We start from the raw sequence: 24,567 nt of genomic DNA on the forward strand, positions 1-24,567 counted from the left end.
TATATAAGTGTAAAGGTTCTCCAAAGGAGTTGATAAAAATTGAAACTAACTAAGCAAATTACAATCAGAATGAGTGATGAAGAAATAGTTGCGTTTACCAATTATGTCCATGATAACAATCTCAATGCATCTGCTTGGGTTCGTAGGTTAATCAGAGATTCGATCAATAAAAAATAACGCAAGGCTGATGAGTCTTGCATTGAGGGTATTGAAATTGAGGTCGTGGCATTCCTCTCCTTTCTGTGTACACCGATACCCTCAATGGAAGGCTTGAGCAATCTTCCAGCGAGTTTCTAATGCTGACTTCGATTTTCCAGTTGCATTGAAACGCAATTTCTTTGCCGGTTCTCACTCATCCGGCCTTCAGTAAAAAGTGGCATCCTTCATCTAATAGTGGGCCTTCCGGTTTTTCGATTAGACGCTTTCATTAACCCTTGGTTGATAGGGTAAAATCAACCACTCCCATATTTGAAGATCCATCGATTAACTCTCAAATCGGTGGGTCTATTTTTTATGTATTTCATGGGGTTACCTGTAATTGTTTCTCTCCTCTTTCTGTTCTCCAGGTAATCGCATGAAGTATTTAAGATAAATCTTTAATGGGAGAAACACTGATCGAGTTTTTAGGATTTCTTGTTCAAGATGAAACAACATTCAATGATTTGTTTTATTTACTTCTATGCAGCGAGTTTTATGATGCTCACAACGGCATCAGTTTACAGAAAGCAGCACACCAACGGCATAGAACCTTTTCCGAGTATCAGCAGCTTGGAAAGGGTTCTTTTTAATTTAATAACGATCCGTGGCATGGAGTAGAAGCCAAATAACAAAAAGGAGTGGTGCGAATGTCTAATAAAGCACTATTAGAAGAACGCAATGAGATGTTAGATGTCTTAGACAGCCTTTGCGAAAAAATCAGGACAGAAAAACGTGGTTTCAAGGTAGCAGAACAGCGAGAAGTTGACCGAGCAAAGGCCCGGATTAACGAGATCGACATGCAACTTTCCCTTGAAAAAGAGAATCGTGGAGGTTTAGATAATATGATTGAAACTAAAAAAGTGGACAACCCTCAAGCTGAACAAATCAGCAAAGAGGAAAGAATGTTCCTGGAACTTGTAAAAGAAGGTCGTGCAGCTGGACTAGGAGCCGGTGCAAACGGTGCTGTTATTCCTGTTAGCGTTGCAAATCGTGTTATTGATGTAATCAAACAGGTCTCTCCAATTGTACGACTTGCGACAACTTACACGGTTAAAGGAGATCTCCAACTGCCATCTTATGATTTTCAAAGTCATGTGGTTGGGTTTATCTCTGAATTTACTGCAGGGTCTGCGGAAAATCTTGTGTAAGTATTATTTGACAATCTTCGCAAGGCAAGAATAAATAGGTATAAAAAAACATCGTTTGTCAAAAATAATATTGGCTTTTACCATAAAACAGGATAGGGCAATGCAGAAGTGCAACCTGAGCGGTTTTATGGATTTTACCCTAAAACGGACGGACTTAGTGCGGTCCGTTTTTTTGTCCGTTTTAGGGAAAACAAAAGCGATAAACTTCAGGGGTTTGGGGACAGAGTCCCCAATTATGATGTTTGGTTCAGAATCTCAAGCTGATTTAAAATCATATCCCAGTTTCGATAACGCATGGTCCATTTTTTCGAAATGTTTTGAGATGCCAAGTAAAGCATTTTTCTTAAGCTATCATCAGTTGGAAAAATAGACTTGGTTTTTGTTACTTTTCTAAATTGACGGTGAAGTCCTTCAATAATATTCGTAGTATATATTATTTTCCTAATTTCCTGCGGATATGCGAAAAAGGTAGCTAAAATATCCCAATTTTCCTCCCATGACCTAACCGCAGAAGGATATTCTTTGCCCCATTTATCCTTAAATTCAATGAGTCTTTCTAAAGCAGACTCTTCGTTAATTGAAGAATATATTTTTTTAAGGTCAGCGACAAACTCTTTTAAATGTTTATAAGAAACATATTTGGTACTTGAACGGATTTGATGAATGATACAACGCTGAATACCGGCAAAAGGATACACAGCTTGGATGGCCTCTTTAAGCCCTGAAAGCCCATCCACACAGAAAAGATTGACCGTTTTGACTCCTCTGGTTTTCAAATCATTCAACACGCCTAACCAAAACTTACTACTCTCGTTTGCCCCAACCCAGATGCCAAGAATTTCTTTATACCCTTCATTATTGATTCCTAGAACAACATATGCTGCTTTCGAAACAATTTGATGATTATCTCGAATTTTATAATGAATGGCATCCATGAAAATAAAAGGATAATAGGCTTCAAGTGCTCGATTTTGCCACTCGTTCACTTGTGGCATAATTTTCTCACTGATTTTACTAACTAACTCGGAGGAAATCTCAATATTATAGAGATCTTTGACCTGTTCCTGGATATCTCTTGTGGACATGCCATGAGCGTATAGTGACAGTATTTTATCTTCCATTCCGTCGGTATTCCTTTGATATTTGTCCAAGATTTGTGGCTCGTACGAGCCCTTTCTGTCCCGAGGAACATTTACTTCCACTTCGCCAAATTGTGTTTTTAATTTCCTTTTGGTTGATCCGTTTCTGTAATTGTTTGGTTCATTACCACGACGTTGGTGTTTTTCGTATCCTAGCTGCTCTTCAATTTCACATTGGAGCACTTCCTCTAGGATAACTGCAAACATTTCTTTAATGGTATCCATGATTTGATTGGTGCTTGTGAACTTCTGTTCCTTTATGATTTCTTTGATCAATTCCTTTGGAATTTTCATGTCGAAAAATCCTCCTTAGCAAGTATTATTTATCCTAATTCTTGCCAAGGAGGATTGATAACAAACTTATTTACACAACTTTTTCCGCACTGTCTTACTGCAATGACATCCTCAGCCGGTGCATTTACTTCAATCACTTTACGATCTCAGATTATCGGTACTTTGACAAAGATCGGCAAGTCATTGATCAACCGTTCTGATCTTGATGTATTGTCTATCATCATTAACGAGTTGGGCATGGCTCTTGCTTTATTCATTGAGAAAGAGATCATCAATAATACCAATGCAAAGTTTCAGTCAACTCTTGCAACTGGTGTGACTCAATCAGTCACAGGAGCGACTACACAGATCATTGATGCATCTGAACTGGTTAAAGTTAAAAACAAAGTTCCTGCTGTCTATCAACCAAAATCCGCATGGGTGATGCATCCTGACACTTTGACATATATCCAATCAATGAAAGATACAACAGGCCGATATTTATACAATGGTGTTGATGCTGGTTTACAAGCTGGTCAAGAGTTCGGATTACTTGGTAAACCGGTTTATTTATCTGACCAAATGCCGGTATTAGGTTCTGGTAACCGCTGCCTTTACTATGGTGATTTCTCAGGAATTGCTATCAAGTATAGCAATCAATTAGAGATCGATGTCATGAAAGAGGCCTTCTTGGTCGAGTATGCAGTTGGTGTTGCTGGGTTCGTTGAGATGGATGTTGCTATCGCTGAACCTCAGAAACTATCTGTTTACGTTGGTAAATAATAACTAATCTATATGAACTCTCCTCCGGTTCTCCTAATGACCAGGAGAGTTCTTTTTATATCATGAGGGGTTTTCCCTCGCCAATGAACCCTTACAAATGAACCCCTTTTGAATGTGTCTTGATGGACTGTCATGAGGGGTTCAGCTTTGGGATTATATTTATTATTTCAAACTAGCATCTTAAGTTAATCAGATATCAATGGGGCAGGGTATCATCCAGTGGAGGGAATAGGGAATGGAACGAGATCTATTCAAGTACGTTGATATAAGATATGAGGATTATTATTCTTTTCTCGATGAACAGAATCAAGGGTATGATATCTATGATGACCAAGACATGGATCAAGATGGGTCTCATGGATGATTCACTTCTTAGAATGAATAGGACAAACAATGACATCAGTCAATAGGCTTGGTGTCATTTTGTTTATCCGGAGATGTCATGCACCATGTGTCCAGGGTGTGTATAGGGTGGGTGTGTTGGTGTTTGTTATAAAACGATGGGGAATCCGTGAGCAGCTTGGTGTTGATATAAGCGTATTGTATCGGGTTCGCTAAATTTCTGACAATTCATTTTCTCTACATCCCCCCCGGGGTTCCAATATAAAATATTAACCATGGACGGAGACCACGCCTCGAAGTCAGATCTCTGTAATTTTATCCTTTTATTATTTTTAGGAGGTTTTTCAAATGGCAAGAATATACGTTCCCAATATTTTAAACGAACGCAACTTTACGGATGCTGAACTCAAGCAGAGGGAGGCTTTTGAGAAATCTTGTATTGATTATGCTATTGAACTGAACAAACACACAACAGACGAGGAACTACAATATACAATCCATAAATACCAGTTCTACCACAGATGGACTCCTGCTCATTTTGAACTAATCAAGGAATATAACCGCCTTATTCGTGAATATGATTCCTTACTGGCTGAAATGCTGAACGATCCTACAATCTATGCAACAGATGAATATAAGAAACGTGTCAGCAGCATGAAGAAAATTATCAATCTAGTGCAGCAAGGTTTAAAGATCTCATCTGCTATTAAGGACATGGCTGATGGTTATGAGAGGGAGATGGAGAAATATGAGTAATGTATCAAACCAAGCCAATAAATTCACTGTCACCAGGACAAAGAAGAACGATATGAGGTTGACAGAATATGAGCGATTTTGTAATGAGCCACTGATTAAGGCTCTTTATTCTTCAAAGGGTGAGGAAGAACTCAAGAAACGCTTTGCAACTGCCAAATCAAATGGAATGACCTATTAAGCTTTGGATAAACAAAAACGTCAGCCTTATGTGGTTGACGTTTTGCTAATAGCAAGCCTAATCTATGACCTTCACTCCTACGATACAGTCTAATGTTACCCGGTCAAACTCTCTAGGCTTTACTTCAATGCTCAGTTCATGTGTTATTGGATCGACATAATGAACTCGGCCTGTAATCTCCGAGGTAAATCCGTCATCCCATACGGTCAGACTAACGGAAAAATTGTACTCCATTGCGTAGCAAATCCGTTCATCAAACTCTTGTGCTTCATATTCGTCAATTATCGGCATAGCCATGCGTTCAGTGTCGTGCCATAGGTCTTGCTGCCCCTTTATTAACTCCGGGTGACCAAAAGCGAATTGCCATTTCTTTAAGCCACGATCTTTCATTTCCAAACTAATCTCCTCCTCTACAAATATTATATAAGAACATTAGTTCGATATGAATACAAAAAAATAAGACCACCTTTTCAGCGGTCTTTGGATACTCACCTATTGTACATCCTCTGGCTCGTTATGGTCTTTTACTAAATCAGACATATCATAACTGCTGGTCTCATTAATAGTAGCAAAATCCCTTTTTGATAGATGTGGAAATTCCTTGAGATCTATTTCCCTAATAAAGGATGAATTTGCATTGGATGTGTAGAGACTTCCCTTACTTGTTGCCAGACACCCATTGGAATATCTGTGAATCCGTTCTTCCATATATTTAATGGATTTTCCTTTCAAATAAATCTCCAATGGTGGATCATCTTCATTGAAAATACATATAGAACAAAATACTTCATCAAAATCCCTCCTTAAAGGGTACAATTCGACAATAATATTTTTCCACCTTTCTACAAATTTTTGAACATTGTCACCCTGCTTTATTCTCTTTTATGGTAAAATAAAAATTATTTACCAAATATTAGGGGGAGCAGAAATGGCAAATGTTAATCTAACAGTGAATGAAATTTTTAATATTCTAGCAGACATCAATGACAAGTTTTATTTTGATAGGCCACCTTCAGGTGCTACGTTACAAGGTGCTAAAAAGCTTTGGGATTCCTTATCTCCAGCAGACCAAGCTAAATTTGATAAAAGTTTTCCAAAACAGTTTAAGGGTTTTAAAGAAGGATTAGGCAAATAATAAGATTTAATAAAAAATACATACGCAAAAAATGGCTTGGAAAAAACTCCGAGCCATTGTTATTTGTTAATTATATTGAAATTGCATTAATGAAAAGAAACTCTTTCATCTCCATCCTGTTCTTCAACAGTTCCATCTTTGATATGAGATCTATCTCCTTTGTTAAATGCCTTACAAGATAGAAATATGTAACCCTGATAGATTATCGAATCCGTTGGATATCGCCTATGTCGAAAGGCTTGGCCTTTTTTTGTATTTCTAGGTTCCTTTTTTACCAATATCTTCGATCATCACCAGACAACACAGCCCAAAGCCACAGAATACCAATTAAACTGAACAAAAAGAATCCTACTTCAAACATAATCCCAAGTGTTCCTTTCAATTCTTTCCATGGGGTATGAAACAACAACCTCCATATGCCAGAAAATCCATCTTCGAAAGTTTGAACAAGTGTGTCCCAAAAAAAATCCATTGATCATTTTTCCCCTTTTATGCTAATTAGTAATAAAGTCCTAATTTATTATAAGGTAAGTTATGGTAACTCTACCATGGTAAATAATTCCTACACCTTTATGAGGAATTCAGACTCCTTTGTTTAATACCTGACAAGACTACCGATCAATACCATTCTCCAGTTAACGCGTAATGCCACCAATCCCCATTCTTGAAATGAACATGAAAGCATTCCTCTTCCCCATGCCAGGAGACTTTGACAAGGTTCTTTAACCCATAATCACGTTCAACACGCTCAGGAGACCACGCAGCCATATGACGATTAAACACCCGATAGAAAGCCTTTCTCATAGGTTCACGGTGTTTTAAGATATACTTTGAAACCATCTCCTCTACTACTGGATGTTCTAAAACATCTTCAAAAGTGAAATATAACTGTCCATCCTTGTTTATTGCTACCATGGTAAAACCTCCCTATAAATTTTGATTTGATTATTAGAACCCGGCTGATCTCAACATTTCAAGAATAGATTCCTTTGTTGGTAGTGAATCCTGGTTTTGTTTTACCTGTGTCTTTTCTTCATTCTCTCTTGTAGATTCCTCCCACCAATCAGGAAGATACTCTGTGCGGATTGGAGTCTTTTTAAAACCGTTCTGAGACCCTTTGAGGCTTGTCTGAGGCTTGTTTTCCTTCTTGGATGCAAAGACCTCTTGAACCCTTTCAACGGTCTCAGCGACCTTCTCAGCGGTCTTTTTGATACTTTCCTTAATCTTACTGGTGATTGCTTTGACCTTCTCAGCGACCCTGTTTAAGAGTTCTGCGATAGTGGGAATTACATAGAAGTTGTTACGGATTCCCTCTACCTTTACAACAATCAAGAGACCTTTTTTGACTAACTGGGAGATGATTTTATTTGCTCTTGTCCGGTCAACTCCCAACTTTTCTGCAATCTTGCTTTGACTCGGAAAGGATACACCCTGACAAAGTTCAGATAATCCAGCAATATATGTAAATGCAGCATACTCTTGAGAACCGAGGTCAAAATAAGCGTTGACTGTTTCAATCGTGGATTTAAAGTTGTAATCGTTGCGAGTGGATAAAGCTTGAGCGGTTGCGATCATCATCCTGTTACTTGCCATTGTGCTCCCCTCCTTTCATAAACAATTCTTGCTACTTCTTTATACTACATTAAACTTCATGAAGTTGCAAGAGGTTTATTGATGATTTATAATTTATTTTGAGGGGTGATAAATTTGAGCAAGACGAATAATAGAGGGTTAAAGAATAGAAAAACTATTTCAAGTACACTTGACCTCGAATTAGCTGAAAAGCTAGAGAAACTTTCAATAGAAACTAGGATTCCAAAATCCAAGTTATTAGATGAAGCAATAACAGATCTAATAACTAAACATAACATAAAGAACGGTCAATAATCTGGACGTTCTTTTTTTTGTTCAAAATTATTTTCTTTTAATGATTTTTATAAAGGTTTAAAAACTTAAAGATTATAAAGAGTTTAGCGTGATTTTATTAGTGGCCAAATTAATGTTATTTAAAGTGTTATTGATAGTGGTAGAAACAATTGTTTGTATTTGTATATTAAAGGATCTCAAAATAAAAAGACGAACGCTTCTATATAGCATGGAAACATTCGCCCTACTTAAATTATTAATTATTGTCACACTTATAGTCACACTTTTCTATAAGTCACACCAAAAGTCACACGTTTTTAACGTAAATCGGGAAGATTAGGTATAACTTAAACCGAATTAGAAACCATCAAAAACCTTGATATATCAGGGAATTATACTAGTATTAAGGTTTAGTTTCAGTCTTTTGCCATAAAATCATAAGGAGAAACGTTTTCCATGCCAATCATTGGGTCAACCCGCATTAAAACCTCTTCGTATGGTATTTCTTCAGACAGCTCCTCTATCAATCCTGATTTCTTTTCGTAATCGGGAATCGATTCCTGAAGTTTTTCACATAGGGAGGTCAATCTTGACATTTCGTCGGCCCGTTGGACACCCATCCTAAGCGCGTCTTCTTCTCCGCAAATAATCAATGACTGCTTCGCCCTGGTAATCGCGGTATAAATTAAGTTTCTTTGTAACATCCGATAATAGCTTCGCGTCACCGGGAGCAGGACAATCGGAAATTCGCTTCCCTGGGATTTATGTACCGAACAGCAGTAAGCATGCGTAATCTGATTCAATTCCTGCCTGGTATACTCCACTTCATTGCCTTCGAAGGAAATATAAATCAGGTCCTGCTTTTCTGTGTTTTCTTTGGCGTAAATAATTGAAATGATTTCTCCGATATCGCCATTAAAGACATTGTTTTCAGGCTGGTTTACCAACTGCAGCACCTTATCGCCAATCCGGTATTTGGCATCCCCAAAGGTGATTTCCTTCCTGGTTCCCCCAGGATTGGGATTGAAAATTTCTTGCAGCAAGACATTTAACCGGTCGATCCCGGCCGGTCCGCGGTACATGGGTGCCAAAACCTGAAAATCCATCGCAGTGAACCCTTTATTTTTCGCATTTAGGGCGATTTTTTCCACCACTTGAGCAACCTGTGCGGTGGTACATTTAATAAACGAACGGTCTGCCTGTTTCATCGCTATATTGGCAGGCAGCCTGCCCTTTTTGATTTCATGAGCCAGTTCAATAATCGATGACCCTTCCGCTTGCCGATAAATATCCGTTAACCGGACGGAAGGAATCCGTTCCGAACGAAGCAAGTCCTTTAACACCTGTCCAGGGCCAACAGACGGCAACTGGTCCTCATCCCCCACAAGAATCACCTGGATATGTTCGGGTAATGCTTTAAACAATTGATTGGCCAGCCAAATATCAAGCATGGAGGTCTCGTCAACGATTAAAATTTTTCCCTCCAAAGGGCTCGCATCATCCCGATCAAAGTTCTCAGTTCCATTGTAACCGAGCAGCCTGTGAATGGTGACAGCAGGCAGTCCGGTTGACTCGCTCATCCGCTTTGCGGCCCTTCCGGTCGGGGCTGCGAGCAAAAACGGAAATGGCTCCAGTTTTTTATGATACTCTTTCGGGTCGAGCGAGCAGCCATGCAATTCCGCATAAAGCTCGACGATTCCTTTGATGACAGTCGTTTTTCCAGTTCCGGGTCCCCCTGTCAAAATCAACATCGGTGACATTAACGCGGTTTGAATCGCTTCCCGCTGCGTCGGGGCGTATTGAACCCCCAAACGTTCTTCCAGACTGCCCAATGATAATAAAAACTCTGATTCAGGAAACTGCTCCTGGTACTCAGTTTGTTTTAAAATTCGGCTGATGCTGGTGACTAGGCCCTTTTCTGCAAAATAGAGGGATGGCAGGTAGACCCGCTGCTCTTCCCCCCTTATTTTCCCTTCTTCTTGGAGTTTAATGACTTCTGTGGAGATATCCGCATATTCGATAATGTCCCGCTGATTGTCTTCGAGAAGTGCCTTCACCTGTTCTAATAATTCTTCCGCATGCATAAAAACATGTCCCGTTTGCATGCATTCATTTTCTAAAACATAAAGACAGGCAGCTTTAATCCGGTCCGGATGATTCCCGGATATCCCCAGTTGGAAACCCAGTTCATCCGCCCGGCCAAACCCGATTCCTTCAATAGCCTCCACCAGCTGGTAGGGGTTTTTTTGAATGATGCCAAGGGTTTCCTCTTTATATGCCTGATAGATTCTCATCGAGATCTGTGGACCGAAGCCATATTGATTCAATGCGATCATGACTTGCTCGAGTCCTTGGTGTTCCATCAAGGTGTCATACAGCAATTTTGCCTTGTCCGGAGGGAGTTTTGGAACAGAATCCAACAGGGAGGGTTCGTTCAATATTTTGGATATCGCGTTGTCCCCTAGGGTTTCTACGATGTTTTCTGCTGTTTTTTTCCCGATTCCTTTAAACATTTCTCCCGACAGATAAGCGATAATCCCCTGTTTGGATTGAGGCATATCTTTGCGGAAATGCGTGGCAAGAAATTGCAGGCCGAATTTTGGGTGTTCCTTGAATTCGCCGTAAAAAATATAGGTTTCCTGCTCGTGAATTTTCGGAAAATAACCCGTCACGATTGCCTCTTTGTCACTGTAAGAAATATTGGTTTCTTCAACACGGATTCTTACAACCGTATATAAATTTTGTTCATTATGAAAAATCGTTACAAATGGGCGACCTTTTACATAGGTTCCCTGATTGGTAAATAAATCAAGAGATTGCTGGTTTTCCAAATTTGCTCCCTCCTTTCGTAATAAATTCGACTGATTATTGATTCGCTTCGATTAATTGTTTGGCGTGTCCGGCCAGCAGATGGTCTGGCTGGATTTCAAGTGCTTTATTTAACATTTCAATCGCTTTGTCAGGTTTTTCTTTAAAAGCATAGGAAACGCCCAAGTTATAATAGGCATCCGAATGATTCGGCTCAAGTTCTAAGCATTTTTTAAATTGCTCTATAGCCTGATCAATCCATTCAAGCTGTGCCAAGCACAATCCATACTGAAACCGCGCTTCAGCATCCTGCTCGTTCAGTTCCACACTTCTTTGCAGGTAAGCAAGAGCAAACTTGCCTTGGTCTAAATTCATTAAGGTCAGGCCGAGCATAAAGAAATTATCGCTCGTCTCCAGCCCGCGTTTCATCGCTTCCTCGAACATTTTTTTAGCCTCTTGGAAACGGTCGGCGCTGAAGTAGAGATTGCCGGCACTATAGTAGGCTGCCGCTGCATTTTCATCAATTTCAATGGCCTTTTGGTAAAATTTCAAAGCCTTGTCCGTCTCGCCAAATTCGGACAGTACATGGCCAAAATTAATATAGGCCGCCGGATCATCAGGCTTCTCAGTTATCGCTTGATTAAAAGCTTTTGCCGCCGCCTCCAGATTTCCTTCTTGGAGAAATTGAACGCCTTTTTGATTGTGGTCCATGTTTTCAACTCCATTTCTATATCGAAGTATATCATATTTCAGAAAAAAACCCTGACTTCATTGGTAGAGTCAGGGTGATTTTTATCCGACATAAGTTAGCCGTTCATTATTCATAAATACTTGGTCAATCGTGCCGCCGCCAAGGCATTCCTCGCCGTTGTAAAAAACAGCTGCTTGCCCCGGGGTAACAGCGCGAATCGGTTCGTGGAAAATGACTTTGACTTTGTTGTCCTCCAACAATTGAACCGTGACTTTGTGATCCTCTTGACGATAGCGGAACTTTGCTGTGCATTCAAATTCAGCCGGTTTCTCTCCGTTTGATACCCAGCTAACATCCGTTGCAACAATGGAATCTGAATAAAGCCTTTCATTATGAAAACCTTGCCCGACATAGAGGACATTTCGTTTTAAATCTTTCCCTACCGCAAACCAAGGTTCACCGGAACCGCCAATTCCCAGACCGTGCCGCTGGCCGATAGTGTGATACATCAACCCTTCGTGACGTCCTTTTATTTCACCGTCAAAGGTCTCCATATTCCCAGGCTGCGCCGGAAGATACTGGCCAAGGAATTCTTTAAAATTCCGTTCGCCAATAAAACAAATCCCGGTGCTGTCTTTTTTCGCGGCAGTTGCCAAATTGGCTTCTTTGGCGATTTCCCTTACTCTCGGTTTTTCAAGATTGCCAATTGGGAACATAACTTTGCTTATCTGTTCTTGGCTCAGTTGGTTGAGGAAATAAGTCTGGTCCTTATTTTCATCCAGACCGCGCAACATTTTATACTCGCCGTCCCGATACTCAACCCTCGCATAGTGCCCTGTGGCCAAATAGTCTGCCCCCAGTTTCATGGCGTGTTCCAAAAAGGCCTTAAACTTGATTTCTTTATTGCACATTACATCAGGATTCGGAGTTCTTCCGGCACGGTATTCATCAAGAAAATAGGTAAACACCTTGTCCCAATATTGCTTCTCAAAATTGACCGCATAATAGGGAATTCCGATTTGGTTGCAGACCCGAATGACGTCGTTATAGTCTTCGGTAGCGGTACAAACGCCATTCTCATCGGTGTCATCCCAGTTTTTCATAAAAATGCCAATGACATCGTAGCCTTGCTGCTTCAACAGCAGTGCGGCAACGGAGGAATCTACCCCTCCGGACATTCCCACCACCACGCGGGTGTTTTTTGGGTCTTTTGCTTCCATTCCTGTTCACCTCACTTTTTCTTTCTGGAATGGAGTTACTTTATTTTGTAAGACGTTGAACAGCCTTGACTGTCTCTTCTGCCGCCTTTAAAATTTCTTCGGTTGTTGTCGTAAAGCCAAAACTGAAACGAATCGAATTCGTGATTTTCTCCGAATCTTTTCCGAACATGGCCACCAGCACGTGAGAAGGTTCGATGGAACCCGCCGTACAGGCCGACCCGCTGGAAACGGCAATTCCGGCTAAATCCAAATTCACCAGCATGGCTTCAACGTTGGTTCCCGGAAAGCTTAAGTTTAATACATGCGGAAGGGAATTATCAAGAAATCCGTTCACGCTGAACACGATACTCTGTTCCTGAAGTTTTTTTATAGTAATTTCTTTATATCCCCTAAACTTTTGCCGTTTGGTATCTAGTTCCTCAGCTGCGATTAAGACAGCCTCATGGAAACCGGCAATCGAAGCGACGTTTTCCGTACCGGCCCGCCGCTTGCGTTCTTGCTCACCGCCGAAAAACCGAGGCGCGATTTTAACGTCAGATTGGACATAGAGAAAACCAATGCCTTTGGGACCATTGATTTTATGGGCAGAAACCGATAATAAGTCTACCATGCATTCATTGACGTCAATTTTTTCAACACCATAGGCCTGAACGGCATCTGTATGAAATTTAGCGGGATGGTCCTTTAGGACTTGACCGATTTCCTTAATCGGTTGAATCGTCCCGACTTCATTATTTCCGTACATGACAGAAACAAGAATAGTATCCTCCCTTAGAGCGGCTTGGAGGTCTAGGATGGAGATGGCACCTGTCTCGTCGACTGGTAAATAGGTAACCTCAAAACCCATCTTTTCTAATTTTTCACAGGCGTGAAGCACCGCATGATGTTCAATTTGGGTGGTGATGATGTGCTTTCCGTTCTGCTGATAACTCTCGGCCACACCAAATAACGCCATGTTGTCCGCTTCTGTTCCCCCGCTTGTAAAAATAATCTCATTTTCTTTTGCGCCAATACTGCCCGCCATTGCCGCACGCGCCAGATCAATATGATGACGAGCTTCTCTCCCGAAGGAATGAATGCTCGACGGGTTGCCAAACGTGGTATTCATCACCTCAAGCATTTTTTCAATGACCTGCGGGCGCATCGGAGAAGTCGCCGCATGGTCAAGATAGATTCGGTCCATTGTTACACCTTCATTCAACAAAATTCACCAATATCATTTTTTACATTAAATATAAAACATATAACCTTCCGGCTCAGCGTCATTGCTGTGGCTTGCCAAGTCATCAAGAGAGGTGTTGTCCAACACATTCCTGATGGCATCGCGAATCCGGACCCAAAGTTCTTGCTGGGCTGGCTCTTCGTCTTCAATCCCCTCAACGATGATAATGGGACCTTCTAAAACACGAATAACATCGCCTGCTGTAATTTTGGCCGGTTCATTAGCCAAAATGTAACCGCCATAGGCTCCTCTGATGCTTTTGACTAATCCGGCATTCCGGAGCGGCGCGATTAACTGTTCAAGATAATGTTCCGACAAGTTATTCGCCTGCGCGATGGCTTTAAGGGATGTAGGGCCTTCGCCAAAATTTTTGGCCAGTTCAATCATGATGGTAAGTCCATAACGACCTTTTGTTGATATTTTCAAAACGTGCACCTCATTTCATATATATAAAAAGTTAAATTTATCCACAGTAACTTGATAGGCATTATGAATTATATCATATTCTTCCCTAATATGCTTTTTGCTAAATAAATGGTATTGTAGAATTAAGTTATTTTCTTAAAAACTTGGAGAGATGTATGATGCAGCAAAAACCGTTAGCTTACCGAATGCGGCCAAGAACCATTGAAGAGGTAGCCGGCCAGCAGCACCTTGTCGGTGAGGGAAAAATTATCGCCAGAATGGTCAAAGCGAAACAACTGACCTCGATGATACTATACGGGCCGCCCGGCATCGGCAAAACCTCGATTGCCTCTGCGATTGCTGGCAGCACGAAATATGCATTCCGGACGCTCAATGCGGTCACCAATAATAAAAAGGACATGGAAATTGTCGCCGCCGAGGCGAAAATGTCCGGAAAAGTGATCCTTCTCTTGGACGAGGTCCACCGTCTGGATAAAGCCAAACAGGATTTTCTTTTACCCTATTTAGAAAACGGCATGATTGTTCTAATCGGCGCCACTACCAGCAACCCGTATCACGCGATTAATCCTGCCATCCGCAGCCGCTGCCAAATTTTCGAATTGAAACCCTTGTCCCCGGATGACGTTCAAACCGTTTTGCACCATGCCCTTCAGGATGAAGAGCGGGGCTACGGAAAATTGAAAGTGGAAGTTTCGCCGGAAGCATTGCAGCACTTTGCCCAAGGTTCAAATGGAGATGTCCGCAGTTCATTGAATGCGCTGGAATTGGCGATTCTTTCTACTGACCCGGATGAACAGAATGCTATCCATATCGATGTCCGCACCGCTGAAGAATGTTTGCAAAAGAAAAGCATTTCAGCGGACAGGGACGGGGATGCCCACTACGATGTGATTTCCGCCTTTCAAAAGTCGATCCGCGGCAGTGACGTAAACGCCGCCCTCCATTATTTGGGCCGGTTAATCGAAGCAGGTGACCTTGTCAGTATCAGCCGCCGATTGATCGTCATCGCTTATGAGGATATTGGCCTGGCAAATCCTCAGGCCGGAGCGCGGACACTCGCAGCCATTGAAACAGCGGAGCGGCTTGGATTTCCTGAAGCCAGAATTCCGTTGGCCAACGCTGTCATTGAGCTTTGTCTATCACCCAAATCCAATTCTGCCATTATGGCCATCGATTCGGCACTAGGTGATATTCAAAAAGGCATCGGCGGCGAAGTGCCTGACCACTTGAAGGATGCCCATTACAAAGGAGCCAAAGAGCTTGGCAGAGGGATTGATTATAAATACCCTCATAATTATGAAAACGGCTGGGTCAAGCAGCAATACTTGCCTGACAGGATTAAACACAAGCAATATTATCAACCTAAGAAAACAGGCAAATTTGAGCAGGCCCTTGCGACCGTTTACGAACGGTTGATTCGCCAATAAGAAAGTGTCAGGGGTTAGATTCCTGACACTTTCTTGTTGTTATGCGGCCACATCCCGTTTTTTAAAGACCCAGAACGATACAAATAAGAATAGCCCAAAATAAATCAATAGCATCAGTATTGAAAATGGCATGGTCATCCCTTCTAACAAAGGCGTGCCTTCCATGTATTGCATGAGGTCGGTGTTGGCAAACAAGATGTATTTGGCCCAACCGAATTTAAAGGATAACAAAGTGGTAACTTGCTCACCTGTAAACAATAAAAATAGCGATAAACCGATGGCCAAGGAACTGTTCCGAAATACGGAGGAAATCATAAAGGCCATTGTCACCAGCATGACCATACTGATCGAATTTAAACCATAATAAATAAGCAAATGCACCACAATATTTTGCTCAGTCACCTGTCCGTTATAATAATTCAAGTAAGGTTGGGGATTGTTGGGCACCCCGAACATCACCGTACCCAAGATGCTGGAGAAAACAAACAAGATTCCAAGCATAAATAATGCATACAGTAATACTGTTAAGTATTTCGATAATAATATTTTCATCCGATTAATGGGGCGGATCAGCAACAGCTTGATCGTCCCCCAGTTAAATTCACTTGCCACAATACTAGCCGCCACAATGATGGTAAACAAGCCAGCCAAAGTAATCAGCTCTGAGGCATCTTTGACAAATGACCAGACATTATATTTTTCTCTTGGCGGGATATGATGCTCAATCCGGTAATGGTTAATTGCAATTTGTTTTTTAAAATAATCCCTTTCCAGTTTCGATTGGCTTTGATTCATCTGCCGGTCAAGTGCCGAATTTTCCTCTTTCAGCGTCTGCTCCCAATTGGCATCGACTGCTCCATTATTTGTGTCCTCTTGCGATTTAAAAAACAGGGCAATGACGCAAGTGATCACAATAAGCAGGGCAATCATGACATACGTCCCGGGTCGCCTGAAAATTTTCATCCATTCATTTTTTAATAAATTAACCACGGCCCGCTGCCCCCTTTTCCCCGGTCACTTCAAGGAAACGGTCTTCTAATGTTTTTCCCGCTTCTTTTATCCCAAAAATATGTATCTCTTGGTCCACTAAGAGCTTAACTAATGATGGTATTTCTTGTTTAGGCAGTCCAATGGTCACCCCATCACGGGAATAGGTGAGCCTTGCTTCAGGATAATGCTGCTGCAAGATGACTGCGGCTTTTTCGGCTGGCGTGACTTCTAATTCGAAGGCGGTACCGCTCGCCTGGACAAATTCCTTTATTTGCTGAACGTCGATTAGCCGGCCGTCCTGGATAATGCCAATTCGGTCACACATCATTTCCATCTCGGAGAGCAAATGACTGGACACAATGACCGCCATGTTTTTTTCGCGGGCAAGGCGGCGGACATAATCGCGGATTTCCCTGATTCCAGCGGGGTCCAACCCGTTGGTGGGCTCGTCCAGGATTAATACTTGCGGGCCATGAAGTAAGCACTGGGCTAACCCTAACCGCTGCCGCATGCCGAGGGAATACGTCTTAACCTTATCGTTGATCCGGCCGGTGAGTCCGACCAGTTCGACGGTCTCGGCAATTTTCTCTTTTGTGACGCCGGTTGTCATTCGAGCGTAATGAATCAGATTTTGATAACCGGTTAGAAACTTATACATTTCCGGGTTTTCGACAATGGCCCCAATATGACCGACTGCGTCCTCAAACTCCGTTTTGATGCTATAACCACCGATGGTGATGTCCCCTTCGGTAATTCCCATTAAACCGACAATCATTCTGATGGTTGTGGTTTTTCCGGCGCCATTGGGTCCTAAGAACCCGAACACCTCTCCTTTGTTGACCTGAAAACTGATCTTGTCAATAATCGTTCTTCCTTTAATTACTTTTGTTACATTTTTAAGTTCGACAATAGGCTCCAAGATTGTTCTCCTCTCTTTACCAAATATCTCCTTTACAAGTGTACCTTATTGGCCGGCATCTTTCAGGTAAATTTTACAAAAAAATAAAACGTTAACAAAAATTTCATGGACCTTTTGTTAACGTTTGTCAGTTTTTATATAAAATAAAAACAGAACATGAAAGGATGTGGAATATGGAGCTATATAAACCTCGAACGGAGTCATTGGAATTAAGAAAAATGAGATTGTTAAACAAGAGAATGCTGTTGACGCCAGAGGAAAAAAGAACCTATTTGTATCTTCAAAAAGGCTATGAAGGCGAGGTATTGTTTGACCGGTTAACAGAAAAGCTTCAATGTGATGTATATGTGTTAAATGATTTACTCCTCAAGCATAATAACTCCCTCTTCCAAATTGACACCTTGTTGATCTATCAAAAATCAATCATGCCCATTGAAATAAAAAACCAGGATGGCGATTATTGCTACTATCCTGATAAAGAAGCCTTCACGATGATAGTAACGGACAAAGATATGAAGAATCCCTTAGACCAGACAAAACGAAGTAAGCAATTATTACATTCCTTGCTCAAAAGTCTTGGAGTTCAGCTTCCTCTCGAAGGTTATGTTGTCTTTGTGAATCCGCATTTTACTCTTTATCAAGCCCCCCTAAACAAACCTATTATTTATCCTAACCAGTTAGATCGTTTTATGGATCAGTTAAACAAGATACCTTCCAAGCTAGGAAACCAGCACAAGAAGTTAGCGGACGAGTTGGTAGCCCGGCACATAAAAGAGACGCCTTTCACCAGTTTGCCTCGATATAGCTTTGGTGCGATGAAAAAAGGATCTTGTTGTGTGAAATGTGACTCGTATATGGTAAGGGTGGTGGAGGATGAACTGGTCTGTAATGTTTGTGGCGAGCATGAGAGTATTGAGGCGGCTGTGGTACGGAACGTGGAGGAGATAAGGCTGTTGTTTCCTGAGATGAGGATTACAACGAATCTTGTTTATGAATGGTGTGGGTTTATTCCTTCTAAGAAGATGATTAGGAGGATTCTGCTAAAACAGTATAAAGCTATTGGATATGGAAGATGGCTCTATTTTGAATAATTAGATATTTTACTTACACAAGATATTCCGCAGACCCTAGAGTTAGGGTCACATAGGGCCCCTCTACGTAACCCTTAGCTACTATTTTCACTGTTCTTGGTCACGTAGGACCTCTCTACGTGACCCTAACCTGCTTTTTTCGCACTTCTAGGTCACGTATGCCTCTACGTGACCCTAGTCTGCTTTTTTCCCTGTTCTCGGTCACGTAGGACCTCTCTACTTGACCCTTAGTTACTATTTTCACCTTTCACGGTCACGTAGGGCCCCTCTACGTGACCCTTAGCTACTATTTTCACTGTTCTCGGTCACGTAGAACCTCTCTACGTGACCCTTAGCTACTATTTTCACCGTTCACGGTCACGTAGAACCTCTCTACATGACCCTAACCTGCTTTTTTCGCACTTCTAGGTCACGTATGCCTCTACGTGACCCTAGTCTGCTTTTTTCCCTGTTCTCGGTCAAGTAGAACCTCTCTACGCGACCCTTAGCTACTATTTTCACCGTTCACGGTCACGTTGTGCCCCTCTACGTGACCCTAACCTGTTTTTTTCGCACTTCTAGGTCACTAATGCCTCTACGTGACCTAGCCTGCTTTTTTCCCTGTTCTCGGTCACGTAGGACCTCTCTACTTGACCCTTAGTTACTATTTTCACCGTTCACGGTCACGTAGGGCCCCTCTACGTGACCCTTAGCTACTATTTTCACTGTTCTCGGTCACGTAGAACCTCTCTACGTGACCCTTAGCTACTATTTTCACCGTTCACGGTCACGTAGAACCTCTCTACATGACCCTAACCTGCTTTTTTCGCACTTCTAGGTCACGTATGCCTCTACGTGACCCTAGTCTGCTTTTTTCCCTGTTCTCGGTCACGTAGAACCTCTCTACTTGACCCTTTTACTATTTTCACCGTTCACGGTCACGTAGGGCCCCTCTACGTGACCCTAACCTGCTTTTTTCGCGGCTCTAGGTCACGTAAAAACTAAAAACTAACATATCCCAGAACAATTCTTTTAGTTCTCATCCCTTACCCGGCTAATCTTAATATCCTTTAACAACTCCTGCACCACATAACTCGCCATAATCAAACCACACACCGATGGGACGAACGCATTAGAGGATGGCGGCATCTTGGCCTTACGAATCTCTGCTTGATCGTTCCCGACCACCTTGCGCACATCTTCCCGTATCACAATTGGGCTCTCATCAGAGAAAACAACCGGAATGCCTTTCCTGATTCCCTCTTTTCGCAGCCTCGTCCGGATCACCTTGGCAATCGGGTCAGTATGAGTCTTGGAAATATCCGCAATCTGGAACCGGGTCGGGTCCATTTTATTCGCCGCACCCATACTCGAGATAATCGGAATATTTCTCTTCAAACACTCCTTCATTAAATGAATCTTATACACAATGGTATCCGAAGCATCCACAACAAAATCCAATGGATAACTAAAAATCTGCTCATATGTTTCTTCGGTATAAAATATTTTTAACGAGACAACTTCGCAATCCGGATTAATGTCCTTAATCCGTTCCTCCATTATCTCCACCTTTGGCCGGCCAACAGTGGACAGCAAAGCAATTAACTGACGATTGACATTGGTAATATCCACATCGTCCTTATCAATCAAAATGATCCGGCCGACTCCGGAGCGGGCCAAGGCTTCAGCCGCGAAAGAACCGACACCGCCGATTCCCAAAACAGCCACCGTGCTGTTTTTCATAATCTCTAATCCTTCTTTGCCTATGGCCAGCTCATTACGAGAAAATTGATGCAGCATAATGTTCCTCCAACTATTCACAAATTTAACGATACAATTATCATTTCACCCTAAAAAATATATCATACTTCCCTTTAAAAACAAGTATGTTGATGGGGATTATGTATTTAAAAGCAAACAAAATAAAAAACCTCTCAATTTAGAGGTTTAAGAAAACAAGAGAAGAGTCCCAATGGTGCCGTCGCTTTCAATCCCTTGTTTTGATCCCGCACTCAGCAGGTGGGTGTCCTGTTTTGAACTTTGTAAGTCCCCTTACTCGCATTGAGTGAGGCATTTACGCCTTTCAAAAACTCCAAACTCCCAATAATAAAATGTTCGGTCAAAACATTAGGTTATACAACGTACATTTCAGGACTCTTCTAACTTGAAATAATAATAACATAATCTCCTGCTGCCATCAAGATGCCCAGGAAAAAGTATGCCAATTATTTAGGAACATTTAGTGACAAATTTAATTCTTTTAATTGGGCCTCTGATACCTCACCAGGTGCATCTGTCAGCAGGCAGCTCGCACTTGCTGTTTTAGGGAAGGCAATGGTATCTCGAAGGTTGGTGCTTCCAGCAAGCAGCATTACCAAACGGTCTAAACCAATCGCAATTCCACCATGCGGCGGGGTGCCGTACTCAAATGCATTCATCAGGAATCCGAATTGTTCCTGTGCCTGTTCAGGGCTGAAGCCAAGGACTTTGAACATTTTTTCTTGAATCGGCCGCTCGAAAATCCGCAAAGAACCGCCACCTAGTTCATAGCCGTTTAAAACAATATCATAGGCTTGGGCGCGGACTTTGGCTGGGTCAGTATCCAACAGCTCAAGATCCTCGCGGAACGGCATCGTGAATGGGTGATGGGCTGCATAATAGCGTCCTTCTTCCTCATCATATTCAAGCAATGGCCAGTCCGTCACCCATAAGAAGTTGAATAAGCTCTGGTCGATTAATCCTAACTCCTTGCCAAGCTTAAGTCTTAGTGCCCCTAATGCATCGGCCACAACACTCTTTTTATCGGCAACAAACAGCAGCAAATCGCCCTCTGAAGCTTCCAAAGTAGCTTTCAGTGCTTGACCATCCTCTTCAGAGAAGAACTTGGCGATCGGCCCTTTAAGACCATCTGCCTCGACTTTTAGCCAAGCCAGTCCCTTTGCTCCGTAACGAGCGGCATGTTCTCCCAAAGCATCGATGTCCTTGCGGGAGTATTTCTCAGCAGCGCCCTTCACATTAATTGCTTTAACCTGTCCATTGTTTGCAACAGCACCGGCAAATACCTTGAAATCAGAATCCTTCACGATTTCGGAAACATCAACCAGTTCCAGTCCAAAACGTGTATCCGGTTTGTCCGATCCATAACGGCTCATCGCTTCATGGTAGGTCATTCGTGGGAACGGCACAGGAACATCAATGCCTTTTACTTCCTTCATTAACCCAGACATCATCCGTTCCATAAGCGCGATAATGTCCTCTTGGCTCAAAAAGCTTGTTTCGATGTCGACTTGAGTAAATTCCGGCTGACGGTCTGCACGCAAATCCTCATCACGGAAGCAGCGGGCAATTTGGTAATACCGTTCAACGCCGCCGACCATCAGCAACTGCTTAAACAATTGCGGCGATTGTGGCAGGGCATAAAACTCACCAGGGTGCACCCGGCTTGGCACTAAATAGTCACGTGCTCCTTCCGGGGTGCTTTTTGTTAAAATTGGTGTTTCAATATCCAAAAATCCCTCAGAATCCAAGAAATTTCGGATTTGTCTGGTCACGTGTGCACGCATTTTCAAGGTTTCAAAAATCACCGGACGGCGGAAATCCAAGTAACGGTACTTCAAACGGACATCCTCTGAAGCATCCGTTTTGTCTGTAATCATAAATGGCGGCGTTTTAGCTTCGTTGATAATCGTAACAGCTTCCGCTTGGATTTCAATCGTACCTGTTTTAAGATTTTCATTAATGGTCCCGGCTTCACGAGCAACCACCGTACCAACCACATCCAAAACAAACTCATTTCTAATTTTCTCGGCCGTTTCCAATGCCTCTTTGGAAACATCCGGATTAAACACAACCTGAACAATCCCTGTGCGGTCACGTAAATCGATAAAAATCAATCCGCCTAAGTCACGGCGTTTTTGTACCCAGCCTTTTAAGGAAACTTTCTCTCCTACAGCTGCTTCTGGAACTTCACCACAAAAATATGATCTGCCATACAACATGATAATCCCCCTTACCTTTCCATCCCCTGAATGTACTCAACAAAACCATCCAAATCAACTTCAACTTGCTCGCCAGTTGCCATGTTTTTAACATTTATCTTATTTTGATTAAGCTCTTCATCGCCAAGAACCGCAACATACTTTGCATTTAATCGGTCTGCAGCTTTGAACTGGGCTTTAATTTTTCGAGCTAAATAATCACGTTCTGCTGAAATCCCTGCCAATCGGAGCTTTTGCAGCAAACCGACTGTGTAATCCTTGGCTTCTTCGCCAAGGGCAGCTAAATAGCAATCGATTCCTGGATTCACTTCTAGTTCGATGCCTTCTGCTTTCAGAGCTGCGATAAAGCGTTCAATACTGAGGGCAAATCCAATCCCTGGAGTCTCAGGGCCGCCAATTTCCTCGGCTAAGCCATTGTAGCGGCCGCCGCCACAAAGCGTGGTGATCGCTCCAAAGCCTTCCGCATCACTCATGATTTCAAAAGCAGTGTGGTTATAATAGTCCAGTCCGCGAACTAGGTTCGGGTCCACCTCAAATGGAATATCAAGCTGGGTTAAATATTTTTGAAGTTTATCAAAATACGCTTTTGATTCTTCATTGAGGTAATCGATAATGGATGGGGCCGATTTCATTAATTCATGATCCCGGTCCACTTTACAATCCAGAATCCTTAGCGGGTTCTTTTCCAAGCGGTTTTGACAATCCTTGCAGAACTCGCCGATTCTCGGTTTAAAGTGATTAATTAATGCCTCGCGGTGAGCTAGGCGGCTTTCTTTGTCCCCTAGGCTGTTAATGATGAGCTTTAATTTTTTCAAGCCCATTTCTTTGTACAGATTCATCGCAAGGGATATCACTTCCGCATCAATGGCCGGATCATGGCTCCCTAATGCTTCAACACCGAACTGAACAAACTGGCGGAACCTGCCTGATTGCGGCCGCTCATAACGGAACATAGGTCCCATGTAATACAGCTTGACGGGCTGGTTGGCGTTACCATACATTTTTTTCTCCACAAACGCTCTCACCGTGGATGCTGTGCCTTCTGGCCGTAAAGTTAAGCTTCGGCCTCCCCGGTCTTCAAACGTGTACATCTCTTTTTGGACAATATCGGTCGTATCGCCAACACCACGGGAAAACAATTCCGTGTGTTCAAAAATCGGTGTCCGAATTTCTTGATAATGATATTTTTCACAAAGATCCCTGGCTTTTTTTTCAATCAGCTGCCACAGCTCTACCTCTCCCGGCAGTATGTCCTGTGTGCCTCTTGGGATGTTAATTGACATATGGGAATCCTCCTTTATTCACTTAATAAAATTTATTTGGCAAACGCGTCTGCCATTGCGCGAAAAAGCTTGCCTAAAGTTATGTAGGCTTGAAAAACAAAAAAACTCCCATCCCTTGTTATCAAACAAGGGACGGAAGTTTAATCCGCGGTGCCACCCTAGTTGAAGAGCTTGAAAATTCAAAAGCTCTTCCTCTCAAACAGTTAACGCCTGCTACGTTCTTCTCCTACTAGAGCCGGACTTTTTCAGAGAGAAGCCTACGGAGTGTTCTTTCATTAAGATTCATGCAGAAATGCTTTCAGCCTGGGACATTTCCTCTCTTTTCATGGAATGTGACTTAACTACTATGCTCCATCATTGGTTGCTTCAATATTAGTATTTTATTTATATAATGATACGGAGCATCGATACCAATGTCAAGAAGGATTTAAGCACGGCCTAAGTGTTTTTTTAACTTTTTGACATCTCCCATCGTCAGCCCGAATTCAGAAGCCAGTTCAAATGTCGTTGAATCATGTTCTCTCTGCATAAAGTCATGAAAATCAACCCCAAAAAGCCTTCCGTCCAAGGATTGGACATTTCTTCCTTTTTCACTCATTCGCATCGCTGCATCGCTCCTCAAGTCTCAACTTTATTCTTAGTATGTCCATCCTGAATGAAGAAATTGCACCGTGATTGTCTTTTTATAGTTTTAT

General features: G+C 42.2%; 28 protein-coding genes, 1 other RNA gene and 1 other annotated feature. Of the genes, 11 read left to right on the forward strand and 18 right to left on the reverse strand.

Annotated elements, in window-relative coordinates:
- Positions 1-39: 39 nt before the first annotated feature.
- From ACY8D0_RS20400 to ACY8D0_RS20410, 3 genes are all read left to right on the forward strand, one after another.
- Positions 40-177, forward strand: a complete 138-nt coding sequence (locus ACY8D0_RS20400; protein WP_462412316.1) for a DUF6290 family protein — start codon at positions 40-42, stop codon at positions 175-177.
- Positions 178-599: 422 nt separating this feature from the next.
- Positions 600-788 (forward strand): hypothetical protein, encoded by a 189-nt coding sequence (locus ACY8D0_RS20405; RefSeq protein WP_462412317.1) that lies wholly within the window; start codon positions 600-602, stop codon positions 786-788.
- A 57-nt stretch (positions 789-845) separates the two neighbouring features.
- The gene (locus ACY8D0_RS20410; RefSeq protein ID WP_462412318.1) at positions 846-1,346 is read left to right on the forward strand and encodes a phage major capsid protein; all 501 of its coding nucleotides are present in this window, start codon (positions 846-848) and stop codon (positions 1,344-1,346) included.
- Between the two features lie 233 nt (positions 1,347-1,579).
- On the opposite strand, the gene ACY8D0_RS20415 is transcribed toward ACY8D0_RS20410, so the two are convergent.
- Positions 1,580-2,779, reverse strand: a complete 1,200-nt coding sequence (locus ACY8D0_RS20415) for an IS256 family transposase (protein ID WP_462412319.1) — start codon at positions 2,777-2,779, stop codon at positions 1,580-1,582.
- A 54-nt stretch (positions 2,780-2,833) separates the two neighbouring features.
- Here ACY8D0_RS20415 and ACY8D0_RS20420 point away from each other — a divergent pair, with 54 nt between their 5' ends.
- The 4 genes from ACY8D0_RS20420 to ACY8D0_RS20435 all read left to right on the forward strand — a co-directional run bounded on the left by ACY8D0_RS20420 (position 2,834) and on the right by ACY8D0_RS20435 (position 4,817).
- Entirely contained in the window at positions 2,834-3,541 is a 708-nt protein-coding gene (locus tag ACY8D0_RS20420) for a phage major capsid protein (protein ID WP_462412320.1), read from the forward strand.
- 235 nt (positions 3,542-3,776) lie between these two features.
- Positions 3,777-3,905: a hypothetical protein gene (locus ACY8D0_RS20425; RefSeq protein ID WP_462412321.1), complete on the forward strand. Its 129-nt coding sequence runs from the start codon at positions 3,777-3,779 to the stop codon at positions 3,903-3,905.
- A 326-nt stretch (positions 3,906-4,231) separates the two neighbouring features.
- Positions 4,232-4,639: a hypothetical protein gene (locus ACY8D0_RS20430; protein WP_462412322.1), complete on the forward strand. Its 408-nt coding sequence runs from the start codon at positions 4,232-4,234 to the stop codon at positions 4,637-4,639.
- Positions 4,632-4,817 carry a hypothetical protein gene (locus ACY8D0_RS20435; protein WP_462412323.1) on the forward strand — a complete coding sequence of 62 codons (186 nt, stop codon included), beginning with the start codon at positions 4,632-4,634 and terminating at the stop codon, positions 4,815-4,817. Before ACY8D0_RS20430 ends, ACY8D0_RS20435 begins: the two co-directional genes overlap by 8 nt.
- Positions 4,818-4,874: 57 nt before the next feature.
- On the opposite strand, the gene ACY8D0_RS20440 is transcribed toward ACY8D0_RS20435, so the two are convergent.
- On the reverse strand, positions 4,875-5,207 hold the full coding sequence (locus tag ACY8D0_RS20440) for a YolD-like family protein (protein WP_462412324.1): 333 nt from the start codon (positions 5,205-5,207) through the stop codon (positions 4,875-4,877).
- 102 nt (positions 5,208-5,309) lie between these two features.
- Entirely contained in the window at positions 5,310-5,561 is a 252-nt protein-coding gene (locus tag ACY8D0_RS20445; RefSeq protein ID WP_462412325.1) for a hypothetical protein, read from the reverse strand.
- 184 nt (positions 5,562-5,745) lie between these two features.
- Between ACY8D0_RS20445 and ACY8D0_RS20450 the strand changes: the two genes are divergently transcribed.
- Positions 5,746-5,952: a hypothetical protein gene (locus tag ACY8D0_RS20450; protein ID WP_462412326.1), complete on the forward strand. Its 207-nt coding sequence runs from the start codon at positions 5,746-5,748 to the stop codon at positions 5,950-5,952.
- Positions 5,953-6,223: 271 nt separating this feature from the next.
- Here ACY8D0_RS20450 and ACY8D0_RS20455 read toward each other — a convergent pair whose 3' ends face one another.
- From ACY8D0_RS20455 to ACY8D0_RS20465, 3 genes are all read right to left on the reverse strand, one after another.
- Complete coding sequence (locus ACY8D0_RS20455) at positions 6,224-6,424, reverse strand: hypothetical protein (RefSeq protein WP_462412327.1); 201 nt, start codon at positions 6,422-6,424, stop codon at positions 6,224-6,226.
- 146 nt (positions 6,425-6,570) lie between these two features.
- On the reverse strand, positions 6,571-6,867 hold the full coding sequence (locus tag ACY8D0_RS20460) for a hypothetical protein (protein ID WP_462412328.1): 297 nt from the start codon (positions 6,865-6,867) through the stop codon (positions 6,571-6,573).
- 33 nt (positions 6,868-6,900) lie between these two features.
- Complete coding sequence (locus ACY8D0_RS20465; RefSeq protein ID WP_462412329.1) at positions 6,901-7,545, reverse strand: helix-turn-helix domain-containing protein; 645 nt, start codon at positions 7,543-7,545, stop codon at positions 6,901-6,903.
- 105 nt (positions 7,546-7,650) lie between these two features.
- Between ACY8D0_RS20465 and ACY8D0_RS20470 the strand changes: the two genes are divergently transcribed.
- Positions 7,651-7,839 (forward strand): ribbon-helix-helix domain-containing protein, encoded by a 189-nt coding sequence (locus ACY8D0_RS20470; RefSeq protein ID WP_462412330.1) that lies wholly within the window; start codon positions 7,651-7,653, stop codon positions 7,837-7,839.
- A 395-nt stretch (positions 7,840-8,234) separates the two neighbouring features.
- On the opposite strand, the gene recD2 is transcribed toward ACY8D0_RS20470, so the two are convergent.
- The 5 genes from recD2 to cymR form a co-directional block, all read right to left on the reverse strand.
- Positions 8,235-10,649: an SF1B family DNA helicase RecD2 gene (gene recD2, locus ACY8D0_RS20475; RefSeq protein ID WP_462412331.1), complete on the reverse strand. Its 2,415-nt coding sequence runs from the start codon at positions 10,647-10,649 to the stop codon at positions 8,235-8,237.
- A 34-nt stretch (positions 10,650-10,683) separates the two neighbouring features.
- Positions 10,684-11,337 (reverse strand): tetratricopeptide repeat protein, encoded by a 654-nt coding sequence (locus ACY8D0_RS20480; protein ID WP_462412332.1) that lies wholly within the window; start codon positions 11,335-11,337, stop codon positions 10,684-10,686.
- An 81-nt stretch (positions 11,338-11,418) separates the two neighbouring features.
- Positions 11,419-12,537: a tRNA 2-thiouridine(34) synthase MnmA gene (mnmA, locus tag ACY8D0_RS20485; protein ID WP_462412333.1), complete on the reverse strand. Its 1,119-nt coding sequence runs from the start codon at positions 12,535-12,537 to the stop codon at positions 11,419-11,421.
- Between the two features lie 40 nt (positions 12,538-12,577).
- Positions 12,578-13,720 (reverse strand): cysteine desulfurase family protein, encoded by a 1,143-nt coding sequence (locus tag ACY8D0_RS20490; protein WP_462412334.1) that lies wholly within the window; start codon positions 13,718-13,720, stop codon positions 12,578-12,580.
- A gap of 45 nt (positions 13,721-13,765) precedes the next feature.
- Complete coding sequence (gene cymR / locus ACY8D0_RS20495) at positions 13,766-14,185, reverse strand: cysteine metabolism transcriptional regulator CymR (RefSeq protein WP_462412335.1); 420 nt, start codon at positions 14,183-14,185, stop codon at positions 13,766-13,768.
- Between the two features lie 158 nt (positions 14,186-14,343).
- Here cymR and ACY8D0_RS20500 point away from each other — a divergent pair, with 158 nt between their 5' ends.
- Entirely contained in the window at positions 14,344-15,612 is a 1,269-nt protein-coding gene (locus ACY8D0_RS20500) for a replication-associated recombination protein A (RefSeq protein ID WP_462412527.1), read from the forward strand.
- Between the two features lie 39 nt (positions 15,613-15,651).
- On the opposite strand, the gene ACY8D0_RS20505 is transcribed toward ACY8D0_RS20500, so the two are convergent.
- Together ACY8D0_RS20505 and ACY8D0_RS20510 are read right to left on the reverse strand one after the other, a co-directional pair.
- The gene (locus ACY8D0_RS20505; RefSeq protein WP_462412336.1) at positions 15,652-16,602 is read right to left on the reverse strand and encodes an ABC transporter permease; all 951 of its coding nucleotides are present in this window, start codon (positions 16,600-16,602) and stop codon (positions 15,652-15,654) included.
- Positions 16,595-17,521 (reverse strand): ABC transporter ATP-binding protein, encoded by a 927-nt coding sequence (locus ACY8D0_RS20510; protein WP_462412337.1) that lies wholly within the window; start codon positions 17,519-17,521, stop codon positions 16,595-16,597. Before ACY8D0_RS20510 ends, ACY8D0_RS20505 begins: the two co-directional genes overlap by 8 nt.
- 173 nt (positions 17,522-17,694) lie before the next feature.
- Here ACY8D0_RS20510 and ACY8D0_RS20515 point away from each other — a divergent pair, with 173 nt between their 5' ends.
- A complete protein-coding gene (locus ACY8D0_RS20515) occupies positions 17,695-18,612 on the forward strand; it encodes a nuclease-related domain-containing protein (protein WP_462412338.1) in 918 nt (305 codons plus the stop codon).
- A 1,011-nt stretch (positions 18,613-19,623) separates the two neighbouring features.
- Here ACY8D0_RS20515 and ACY8D0_RS20520 read toward each other — a convergent pair.
- The 5 genes from ACY8D0_RS20520 to ACY8D0_RS20540 form a co-directional block, all read right to left on the reverse strand.
- Positions 19,624-20,391, reverse strand: coding sequence for a tRNA threonylcarbamoyladenosine dehydratase (locus tag ACY8D0_RS20520; RefSeq protein ID WP_462412339.1), 768 nt, complete (start codon positions 20,389-20,391; stop codon positions 19,624-19,626).
- A gap of 162 nt (positions 20,392-20,553) precedes the next feature.
- A non-coding RNA gene (ssrS, locus tag ACY8D0_RS20525) (6S RNA) lies at positions 20,554-20,749 on the reverse strand.
- A 67-nt stretch (positions 20,750-20,816) separates the two neighbouring features.
- On the reverse strand, positions 20,817-22,586 hold the full coding sequence (aspS, locus tag ACY8D0_RS20530) for an aspartate--tRNA ligase (protein WP_462412528.1): 1,770 nt from the start codon (positions 22,584-22,586) through the stop codon (positions 20,817-20,819).
- 14 nt (positions 22,587-22,600) lie between these two features.
- Positions 22,601-23,872, reverse strand: coding sequence for a histidine--tRNA ligase (gene hisS, locus ACY8D0_RS20535; protein WP_462412340.1), 1,272 nt, complete (start codon positions 23,870-23,872; stop codon positions 22,601-22,603).
- 125 nt (positions 23,873-23,997) lie between these two features.
- Positions 23,998-24,239: a binding site (T-box leader), on the reverse strand.
- A gap of 60 nt (positions 24,240-24,299) precedes the next feature.
- Positions 24,300-24,476: a hypothetical protein gene (locus ACY8D0_RS20540; protein WP_462412341.1), complete on the reverse strand. Its 177-nt coding sequence runs from the start codon at positions 24,474-24,476 to the stop codon at positions 24,300-24,302.
- Between the last annotated feature and the right edge of the window lie 91 nt (positions 24,477-24,567).

The sequence above is a fragment of the Neobacillus camarae genome, from assembly GCF_054950115.1.